The organism is Desulfovibrio legallii (genome assembly GCF_004309735.1).
GTDB lineage: Bacteria > Desulfobacterota > Desulfovibrionia > Desulfovibrionales > Desulfovibrionaceae > Desulfovibrio > Desulfovibrio legallii.
This window is the reverse complement of sequence record NZ_SIXC01000006.1, coordinates 211,289-220,888: the sequence shown is the minus strand read 5'-3', so window position 1 is coordinate 220,888 and position 9,600 is coordinate 211,289. Positions and strand designations below refer to the sequence as shown.

The 9,600-nt window shown below is 61.7% G+C and carries 6 protein-coding genes and 1 tRNA gene; 4 read left to right on the top strand and 3 right to left on the bottom strand.

Annotation, left to right across the window (positions count from 1 at the left end; translation table 11 throughout):
• Positions 1–166: 166 nt before the first annotated feature.
• Positions 167–2,482: a tetratricopeptide repeat protein gene (locus EB812_RS06725; RefSeq protein ID WP_242621227.1), complete on the bottom strand. Its 2,316-nt coding sequence runs from the start codon at positions 2,480–2,482 to the stop codon at positions 167–169.
• Positions 2,483–3,121: 639 nt separating this feature from the next.
• Positions 3,122–4,201 (bottom strand): sigma-54 interaction domain-containing protein, encoded by a 1,080-nt coding sequence (locus EB812_RS06720; protein WP_118228735.1) that lies wholly within the window; start codon positions 4,199–4,201, stop codon positions 3,122–3,124.
• A 95-nt stretch (positions 4,202–4,296) separates the two neighbouring features.
• On the opposite strand from EB812_RS06720, the gene hrpB reads away from it, so the two are divergent.
• The 4 genes from hrpB (at position 4,297) to EB812_RS06700 (ending at position 8,695) form a co-directional block, all read left to right on the top strand.
• On the top strand, positions 4,297–6,984 hold the full coding sequence (gene hrpB, locus EB812_RS06715; protein ID WP_118228734.1) for an ATP-dependent helicase HrpB: 2,688 nt from the start codon (positions 4,297–4,299) through the stop codon (positions 6,982–6,984).
• A gap of 78 nt (positions 6,985–7,062) precedes the next feature.
• A tRNA-Arg gene (locus tag EB812_RS06710) sits at positions 7,063–7,139 on the top strand.
• A 274-nt stretch (positions 7,140–7,413) separates the two neighbouring features.
• Positions 7,414–7,860 (top strand): MarR family transcriptional regulator, encoded by a 447-nt coding sequence (locus tag EB812_RS06705; protein ID WP_165450908.1) that lies wholly within the window; start codon positions 7,414–7,416, stop codon positions 7,858–7,860.
• A gap of 13 nt (positions 7,861–7,873) precedes the next feature.
• Positions 7,874–8,695, top strand: a complete 822-nt coding sequence (locus EB812_RS06700; protein ID WP_165450907.1) for an MBL fold metallo-hydrolase — start codon at positions 7,874–7,876, stop codon at positions 8,693–8,695.
• Positions 8,696–8,913: 218 nt separating this feature from the next.
• Here EB812_RS06700 and brnA read toward each other — a convergent pair whose 3' ends face one another.
• Entirely contained in the window at positions 8,914–9,159 is a 246-nt protein-coding gene (gene brnA, locus EB812_RS06695) for a type II toxin-antitoxin system BrnA family antitoxin (RefSeq protein WP_118229086.1), read from the bottom strand.
• Between the last annotated feature and the right edge of the window lie 441 nt (positions 9,160–9,600).

Genomic DNA, 9,600 nt, shown 5'->3' with positions numbered 1-9,600 from the left:
CCTACACGGCGGGCGGCTGCTTACGCAACCGCCAGGGCATTTCATCTTTGAAATGCCCTGGAACAGATTACCGTTGAGAATATGTATTCTCAACGGTGAAGACACGCTCGTTCTGGCGCTTAAACGCGCAAATAAATTGCGCTTGCGCAGTGCCGGAGTGGGCGTCTTACTTGCTCTGGGACGCGGACGGGGCACTTGGCGCGGGGGGCTGGGCCGGATTCTGCGCAGAGGTCTGGCCGGAAGCAGCGCCCGATGCCGCTCCGGAGTCGGCCGTGCCCGCAGCGGGACTTGTCGGCGCATTGCCGGGCATAAAGCTCTGCAGATCGCGCGAAACGGCAAAGGTGCGCAGCTCGGCCGCGGCGGCCTGGGCAAAGGGAGAATCCTTATAATCGCGCACAATGGCTTCTAGCAGCATCTGCGCCCTGGTGGCATCGCCCAGTTTACGGTACAGACGCGCCTCACGGAAGCGCAGGCCGGGGTATTCCGGCGAATTCTGCGGCACAAAAGCGTTATAGCGCGCCAGCCACTGCAGCGCCTCAGGCACGCGGTTGCCCACTTCGCAGATGTCCATGAGGGCCAGCATAGCGTCCTTAATGCGCTGGGGGTCGGCCTTGTCCGAACGTTCGTCGTGCAGCCGGGTGAACAGCTCCACCACCTTCCTGTTCAGCTGGTAGGCAGCGGCGATATCCTTGCGCTGTTCGGCGTCGCGCGCCAGAAAATAGGTGGCGTAGGCCCGCTGGTACAGGGGGATGTCGGGCTTGTCCGCCAGTTTGTGCCACATGGCCAGGGCCGGACCGTTGAGGTTGAGATTCTGGGCTGAAAGAGCCATGGCGTAGTCCAGCTGGTTGCGCAATTGGGGGCGCAACGGCCAGGTGGAAACCAGCCTGCCCAGATCCAGAATCTTGTCCCACGCGCCGGCCTGCAGATAGCGGTTAAAAAAGGTCACAAAAGCGCCTTCACCGTACTGCGGGTTCATGGGGGAGGCCAAGAAGGGGCTGAGCATCTCCAGAGCGCGTTTTTCCTCGCCCCGCTCCAGCAGGCCCTGGGCCAGGGCGTAGCGCAGGCGCGGATCCGGCTGGCCGTAGCGTTCGCGCACCAGCGGGAAGCCGTTCCAGAGGATCAGGATGCGGCCGTAGTTGCCTTCGGCCAGAGCATTGGCCAGTTCCTTCTGAAACGCCATCCAGATGAGGTCACGGGCCTGGGGCACGCAGGAGTTTTCCGGATAGGCGTCAATAAAGTCCGCAGCCTTGCCCATGGCTTCAGTATAGTGCCCATTCCAGTACTGCCACATGGCTTCTTTGAGCCGGGCCAGCACCGCCTGCGGAGCCTCGCCGCCCGCTGACGCCAATTCACTGTAGAACTTGGGCATATTTTTGTCAGCGGCACGCGCAAACACCTGGCTCATGGCCGCATAGCTGATGGGCGCATCGTAAATGCCGCCTTCCGCCAGACGCAGACGCGCCACCCAGGCGGCAAGCGTGCCGGGGAACAGATCCCGCGTGCGCGTATAAACAAAATCCGCAGCCTTGTCCGCGCCCAGACGGGAATACATGTCGCCCATTTTAAGCAGCAGGGCATCCGTCCCCTTAGCCTTGGGCACCAGGTTGTGGTACAGCCAATACATGGGCAAGGCCGCTTCGGGATGCCCCAGCGCCTCGTTGTTACGGGCCTGCAGCAGCAAAAAGTCGGGCTGGTCTATATAGTGACGGGGCCAGCGCTTGCTGATGAAGTCCAGAATAAGCTGTGCCTTGTCATATTTTTGTTGCTGATGCAGGGCTGTGGCCAACCCCACGGAGGCCTCCATGAGTGCGGAAGATTCCGGATACTTGTCCAATACCAGCGCAAAGGATTGCTCTGCCGCCGCATTGCGGCCCTTGGCCATCTGCGCCTGCCCCAGGGCCGTAAAACCCTGCGCCACGCCGGGATAATCGGGATACCGGCGATACAGAGCCGCCAGATAGCCACCGGCGTCCACCAGATTGCCTACATTGACGTTAGCCAGCCCCAGACGCAGCAGGGCGTCGGGCACGCGCGGCGAACGCAGGTTGGCGTGCATGGCCTCGCTGGTGGCGGACACAATGGGCTCAAAGCCCGCCAGGGGATCGTTGACGTAACGGGCCCAAAGGCAGTCACTGATGTGGTAGAGGGTCGCCTCCCGCTGCTCCGGCGTCAGGTTGGGCAGGTTGCGGATCTGCTCCAACTGGGGCAAGGCCTCATCATACTTGCGCTCCTGCAGCAGGCGCTCAGCTTCGGCCAGCATTTTGGCCGGATCTGCCGGTTTGGGCACGGGATTGCCCTGCTCGTCCACATAGACGACCGGACGCGGCGCTTCTGTAGTCGCCGCTTCCTCTTTTTCCGGTGTTTTTTCGGGTAGGCCAAGCACCTTACCGCTCACCTTGCCGGAAACTTCCGGGCTCCCGGCAGTGGCCGGCGGCGGGGCCGCAGCCTGTGAGGATGCCGAGGCCGACGGCGATGGCTGCACAGGCGCAACCGCGCCAGGGGCGGCCGGGGACGGCGCGCCGGGCGCCGCGGCTTTGGCCGACGGCCTTATTCCTGGGGCTGTCGGCTGCTCCGGACCCGATCTGGAAGCACGTTCAGGGGGCGTGCCCTGGGGAGCCGTTTGCGGGGAGGTCCCCTTGGGCGACGGCGCAGCTACGGCCGCAGGGGGTTGCGCCGCAGGATCTGGAGAAGGCCTGTCCCCCTCTGCCGGCGTGCCGGACGGAGGCGTTGCACTGGCGGGGCCGGGCCCAGCGCCCCTGGTGGTGGAGAGGAACTTCTCCGGAGGCCAGTTTTCCGGCCCGCCGGGATTGACGGGGCTGCGCAGGCTCTGGCGGCCTCCGGGCATTTCCGGCGCGGCCTGGGCTGCGGACACATCGCGCAGAAAGGCCGGCCCCACGCAACGGGAAGGCAGGCCAACGCCCGTTAAGGTCAGGGCCAGACCCACCGACAGCAGTCCACGCCGCAAGAGGCCCCGCCCGCGACGGCGCGGTCTGGCCGTGTCTTTTGCGATGCGTGTCTGTAGCCGGTCTGCGGCGGCTGCCGTATTCTGATTCACCTGTTCCCGCCGAACATAAAAATTTTGCCGCCCATGCGGGCGCGCTGCATTATGCAAAAAAAGTGCCTAGGCCTGCCGTTTTTTCAGCTTCTCAATAAGGGTAGTGCGTTTGATGCCCAAAAGCTCGGCGGCCTGATTTTTGACGCCCTGGGCCGAACCAAGAGCCTCATCAATAAGGCGACCTTCCACCGCGTCCAGAAAGTCTTTCAGATTCAGCCCCTGGTCGCTCAGCACGGCCAGGTCCGGCCAGACAAAGGCCCCTGTGCCCGCAGGTGTCGGCGCGCCCGTCCGCACGTCGCGGGAGACGGCCGGAACGGCGGGACTTGCGGACGGGGCCGCTTCCTCAACCGGTTCCGGCAGTGCGGCGATGTCGCCCACCTGGTCCAGAATTTTGCGCGGCAGATCGTCCGGAAAGACGGTATCCCCGTCCACCAGGATGCTCAACCGCTCCATGAAGTTTTCCAGTTCCCGCACATTGCCGGGCCAGGCGTAGGCCACCAGTACGCGCCGGGCGTCCGGGGACAGCCCCAGGGGCGGCCGTCCTTTTTTGGCGCAGAAATGGTTGAGAAAATGCCGGGCCAGCAAGAGCACATCGCCGCCGCGCTCCCGCAGCGGGGGCAGGTGCAGGGGGATGACGTTGAGACGGTAGTAGAGGTCTTCGCGAAAGCGCCCGGCCGCTACTTCGGCTTCCAGATCGCGGTTGGTGGCCGCCACAATGCGCACGTCCACTTTTTTGCTGCCCGTGCCGCCCACCCGCTCGATTTCCTTTTCCTGCAGCACCCGCAGAATCTTTACCTGCAGGCTCAGATCCATCTCGCCTATTTCGTCCAGAAAAACCGTGCCGCCGTCGCCCATTTCAAACCGGCCGGGCCGGGAACGAATGGCGTGGGTAAAGGCCCCCTTCTCATGGCCGAAAAGCTCGCTTTCCAGCAGATCCTTGGGAATGGCCCCGCAGTTGATGGGCACAAAGGGCTTTTCCGCCCTTTGGCTGTTGGCGTGCAGGGCGCGGACCAGCAACTCCTTGCCAGTTCCGGATTCTCCGGTTACAAGCACGGTGCTGTCCGTAGGGGCCACCTTGCCCAGCACTTTGAAGACCTCGGCCAAGGTGGTGCTTTGCCCGATAATGCCGCTGGTGTTCACATCCATGAATAACGTCTCCACCTGAAGGCTTTCTTTTGTGTCAATACACTGACACGGACCGGATTGCCAGTAAAAAAGCACCCGCACGAGCCCACGCCGCCATGACCTCTGCCGTCCCCACCCCCCAACCAGCGCTTTTACCGCCCTGCCCGCTGGACGCGGTACGCTCAAAGGTGGACAGCGCCTTGGCCCTGGGCCGCAGCCTGGTCCTGCAGGCCGAGCCCGGTGCGGGCAAAAGCACTCGCCTGCCCCTCTGGCTGCTGGCCGCCCCTTGGCTGCGGCAGCACGACAAGCAAGGCCGCATCCTGCTGCTGGAGCCCCGCCGTGTGGCCGCCCGTGCCCTGGCCCGCTACTTGGCCCGCGCCCTGGACGAAGACGTGGGCCGCACCGTGGGCCTGCGCATGCGGGACGAAACCCGCGTCAGCCACGCCACCAAGCTGGAGGTGCTCACCGAGGGGGTGCTTACCCGCCTGCTGCAGGCGGACCCGCAACTTACCGACACGGCCTGCGTGATTTTTGACGAATTTCATGAGCGTTCCCTCACCTCGGACACGGGCCTGGCCCTGTGCCTGGAAAGCCAAGCAGCCCTGCGCCCGGACCTGCGCCTGGTGGTCATGTCCGCCACGCTGGACGCCGCGCCCGTGGCCGCGTTGCTGGGCAACTGCCCGGTGGTGACCTGCCCCGGCCGCGCCTATCCTGTAGACATCCGCTATCTGCCCCCCAGGCCCGAAACCACAGGATCTCCCGGCGGAGCGCCCCTCTTGTGGCGGCACATGGCCGCAGTCATTGGCGAACTTTGCCGCACAGAGCCGGGCGGCCTGCTGGCCTTTCTGCCCGGCGCGGGCGAAATCCGACAAGTGGCGGCCCTGCTGGAAGGCCGCCTGCCGCCCCATACAGATCTCTACCCGCTCTACGGGAACCTCTCTCCCCAGGCGCAGGACGCGGCCCTGGCCCCGTCCCCGCCGGGACGCCGCAAGGTGGTGCTGGCCACGGCCATTGCTGAAACCTCGTTGACTATTGACGGCGTGCGCATGGTGGTGGACTGCGGCCTGGCCCGGCTGGCCCGGTTTGATCCGGCCAGCGGCCTGACCCGCCTGGTGACGGAGCGGGTCTCTCTGGCCGGAGCAGTGCAGCGCGCCGGACGCGCCGGACGTACGGAACCGGGCCTGTGCTGCCGCCTGTGGTGCCATGCCGAGGACCACGGCCTGCGCCCGACCGCCCGGCCGGAAATTCTGGAGGCAGACCTCTGCGGCCTGACCCTGCAACTGGCCGTCTGGGGAGCGGAGCCCACGGCCCTGCCCTGGCTTGACCCGCCTCCTGCCGCCGCTTTGACCGCGGCCCGCCAGACCCTGCAACGCCTGGGCGCGCTGGACCCCAGGGGCCGCGCCACGGCTCTGGGACGGCGCATGGCCGCCCTGCCGCTGGACCCGCGTCCGGCTCGGATGCTTCTGGGCGCACAGGACCAGGGGCACGGCCCCCTGGCTTGTTGTCTGGCTGCCCTGCTGGCGGAACGCGACCCTCTGGCCCGCGCAGAGGCCCCCCAGCGCGCCGCCGGCTCCATCATGCGAGAAAATAGCGCCGACCTGGGCAAACGCCTGGACTGGCTGTGCCGACCTGCCCGGGCAGGCCGGCAGGACCGGTCACCCCTTTCAGACGGTATGGGGCATGGGGGCGGCGCACAGGCCCGCCTGCGMCGTCAGGCCCTGCGCCTGGCGGGACTGCTGCGCCTGAAAGAAGATATCTTTGCCGTCGCTGCAGCGGACCACAAACACGCCGGCCCAGTGCTGGCCCAAGGCTGGCCAGAACTGACGGCCCAGCGGCAAACCAGGGACGGCGCGCCGGATGCGGTCGGCGGAGCCCGGCCCGGCGTCACCTATCTCATGCGCTGCGGCCGCGCAGCGCGTCTGCCCGCTGCGGACAGTCTGAGCCGCAGCCCTTTTCTGGCCATAGCCGTGGCGGACGGGGCCTCCCCGCACTGTCGCATCCGTCTGGCCGCGCCTCTGGAAGCCGGAGACCTGACCGCCCTGTTCAACGAGGAGATGGTGACGGAAGAGCACGTGGCCGTCAGCCCCAGCGGGCAGGTTACGGCCCGGCGGCAAACCCGGCTGGACGCCCTGCTGCTGGAGGACGTCCCCTTGCCGCGCCCTGCTTCGGAACTGTGCGCGGCCGCCCTCTGCGATTATGTGCGCCACCGTGGCCTCAATGCGCTGCCCTGGGGCGCTGCGGCCCGCCAATGGCGCGCGCGGGTGGCCCTGCTGCGCGACCTGGAAGGCGAGCCCTGGCCAGACCTGAGCGACGCCGCGCTGCTGACAGGCCTGGAAACCTGGCTGACCCCGGCGCTGGCCGGCTGTACCGCCCTGACGGACCTGAATGCCGAGGCCCTGAGCACGGCTCTGCACAGCCTTTTGCCCGGACAGCTTGGACGGCGTCTGGCACAGGCGGCCCCCACCCACTGGCAGGTGCCGTCAGGCGCGTTACGGCCCATTGTTTACGGCGATGACGGCGGCCCCTGGCTGGCCGCCAAACTGCAGGAATTTTTCGGCTGCGTCCAAACCCCAGCCATTGCCGATGGCCGCGTGCCCCTGACCCTGCACCTCAACTCGCCAGCGGGGCGACCCCTGCAGATAACCCGCGACCTGCCCCACTTCTGGCGGCACGGCTACCCTGCCGTGCGGGCCGAAATGCGTGGGCGCTACCCCCGCCACCCCTGGCCCGAAGACCCCACAACAGCCCCGGCCACCGCCCTCAGCGCCAAACGCATGGCCGCTCGCACGGCCAAAAAAGGCTGAAAAAGTCCCGCGCCTGCCCCGCCCCCACAGGCCGTCCGCCTTGACACGCGGCCCAAGACCCTCTACACAAATCCCGTCGCGCTCATAGCTCAGTTGGATAGAGCGACAGCCTCCTAAGCTGTAGGCCGCAAGTTCGATTCTTGCTGGGCGCACCAATATATTTCAAAGGGATACACGGTTTTTCCGTGCATCCCTTTTTTGATTTGGTGGCCGCCTGATGACCAATCTGCGCAAAAATTTTGGAGAAGCAAGCGGGCGCGCTGGTCGGCCTCATATGTGGCGTCACATAACATAAGAATGTACGTCATGCAAAAGCAGAACGTGCAAACCCACACGACGGAAGACCAGCACAGAAAGGCTTTGAGAAAAAGATTGCCAGTTTTGTATGCCTAGCATACAATTTTGATCATCACGGTATGGAGAGTGGTTGTGAACGCCGAGAACGAAAAAATAGCCCACCTATTTCTGGAACTGATCGAAACCGTAACCACGCTGGCCAGGCGGCCCGTGGTTTTTGGAAAAGACATTTTTTACCGGCGCGAGCTGCATAGCATCGCCCTTATCGGCCAATCGGAAGGGATTACCAGCGCAGAGCTGGCAAAATTTTTTGGCATTACGCGAGGGGTAACCCACAAAATTTTAGTGCAGCTTGAAAAGAAAGGGTTTATCCGCAAGACAAAACAGCCGGATAACAACAGAGACATAGCGCTGTACCTGACCGAATCCGGCCAGAAGGTCTTTGCCTTGCATGAGCGCTACCATCAAGAACTCTCACGCGACTTCTACAGTTTTTTGGCAACCAAGAAGCCTTCTGTACGCCGCGAATACATAGATTTTTTGCAGCATGCCCTCAATATGGCCAAAGAACATCTGTAATCAGGAGCGCAAAATGATTATTAAAACTCTTGTGGAAAATACGGCCCTCAATGACACTTTCAGGGCCAATCACGGTCTTTCTTTTTATATAGAAACGCAACAGCACAAAATACTTTTTGATGTGGGTAAAAATGAAAATATAGTATATAATGCAAAGCAATTGGATGTCCACCTGGACCAGGTTGATACCGTTGTCATATCGCATGCGCATCTTGACCATGGCGGCGCTTTGGATATTTTTTTGGAAAATAATTCTACGGCCACAATTTACCTGCAAAAAAGTGCTTTTGAAAAATATTATGCTGTAACCGGCAATACAAAACAGGAAATAGGGCTGAATCGGGCATTAAAAACGCATCCACAGGTCAGACTTGTGGACGGATTTATACGCCTTGATGCAGAACTTTCCCTGTTCAGCAAAATCCTGGGGCGAAAGCTGACGTCACCGCTCAACGCCTGCCTCTGCAAACAAACGCGGCAAGAAATCGTCCCTGACGACTTTGAGCACGAACAGTGCCTTGTGGTGGAATCAGAAGGGAAAAAGCTCCTTTTTGGCGGTTGCGCCCACAACGGCATCGTCAATATTCTGGAACGGGGAGAAGACATCTGCAAGACGCAATTTGATTTTGTATTTTCGGGATTCCATTTGTTTGACCCCATTACAAAGACGCCGGAGAGCCCGGAACTGGTTGCCGCCATCGCCCAAGAACTGCTGCGCCGCAAAACGGTCTTTTATACCGGGCATTGCACAGGCCAGGAGGTTTTTGCCAGACTGAAAAAACTGATGGGTAAAAAAATTGAATACGCTTCCGCCGGTTCTCAGATATTCGTCTGAAGTCCGTCACGCAAACGGAGTGGCAGGCGTGCGCAAAGGCACGCCTGCCACCGCCAAGCGTTCGGCTGCGCGGCGCGCCGAGGAGTGTAGCATGACGGCGCAACCGGCCTCGCAGCGGCGGCTGCAATGGCGTCTTCAGGCCTTGCTGGTATGATTTTTGGCGTAGGATGCAGGAAAGAGCCGCGCGAGCGGCCAGATCTGAGGGGAAAAAATCTGCCTTACGCGGAGATTCGTTTAGCCTTTTCCGTAATAAGGTCGTCCAGGCATATTTTACATAGGGATTGCAGTGAAATTCCCTGACGCTGGGCCTCCTGGTTCAGTGCTTCCACCATCCAGATGGGAAGTTCAAGATCAATGCACATGGGGCTGTTGGGCTTGACGGCATGCGCCATATTGGCAAAAGGCATAACGCTTCCGCCATTATCAAAATATTCCTCAAAATTATTATTGGCAGCATTTTTCATATATCTGTACCTCGTCTTTTCTGGCCAAACGCACTGAAATCAGGTGGGTGCATCCACTGTGAAGCGAAATCAATGCGGTCCAATATCTCTCATTAAGCATTCTTATGCACGCATAAATATGTTTCTCACAATTGGTTAGCGGAAATACCAAAAGGTTTTTGTCCTGCCACCAATCTTTAGCCTCTTCAAAATTTACGCCCCGCAAATCCTTACTCAATTGTGATTCTTGTTCACATAATTCTTTTTTCATCTTCATTATCTACACACATTCTGCGGAACATGCAATAAAATTTTATTTTTTTACCTGCGTGGCAGGGTATCCCTCCACGCCGTTCCGGCGGCGGTTCGCCACAGCCCGACCGCGTCGCTCCGCTGGGCCGCTCTTTTGTGCAACCCCCTGCCCCGGCCTACTGCGGAAGCAGAGCGCCCAGCGACCCCCGC

Bases quoted from the DNA above. Each gene is read 5' to 3' on its own strand.
- brnA (WP_118229086.1), bottom strand. From the start codon at position 9,159: ATGAAAAATGCTGCCAATAATAATTTTGAGGAATATTTTGATAATGGC.
- EB812_RS06720 (WP_118228735.1), bottom strand. From the start codon at position 4,201: ATGGATGTGAACACCAGCGGCATTATCGGGCAAAGCACCACCTTGGCC.
- EB812_RS06700 (WP_165450907.1), top strand. From the start codon at position 7,874: ATGATTATTAAAACTCTTGTGGAAAATACGGCCCTCAATGACACTTTC.